The organism is Dietzia massiliensis (assembly GCF_018390595.1).
GTDB classification, from domain to species: domain Bacteria; phylum Actinomycetota; class Actinomycetes; order Mycobacteriales; family Mycobacteriaceae; genus Dietzia; species Dietzia massiliensis.
The window spans coordinates 1-364 of record NZ_JAHBAV010000305.1 but is presented as its reverse complement, the minus strand read 5'-3'; the positions used below and the strand labels follow the sequence as shown (position 1 = coordinate 364).

Here is a 364-nt window from a genome sequence, read left to right as displayed (position 1 = left end):
CGCCTACATTTACATCAAGAGCTGGATCGGCAAATACGGCTACATGTACCGCGATATCCAGATGATCCGCGCCATCATGTACCTGGCGATGGTGCTGGTGATCGGCGTGGCCTGCTTCAACATCGTTTCCACGCTGGTGATGGCGGTGAAAGACAAAAGCGCCGACATCGCGGTGCTGCGCACCCTGGGCGCCAAAGACGGCTTTATCCGCGCCATCTTCATCTGGTACGGGCTGCTGGCCGGGCTGCTGGGCAGCCTGAGCGGCGTGGTGATCGGGGTGATCGCCTCGCTGCAGCTAACCAACATTATCCGGGGCATCGAGAAACTGGTCGGCCACTCCTTCCTGTCGGGCGATATCTACTTC

The 364-nt window shown here is 59.3% G+C and carries 1 protein-coding gene; it reads left to right on the top strand.

Annotated features, from left to right (window positions below; genetic code table 11):
* Nucleotides 1–364, top strand: a 364-nt coding sequence (locus KHA85_RS20620; RefSeq protein ID WP_213186731.1) for an FtsX-like permease family protein, incomplete at both ends; no start/stop codon positions are given.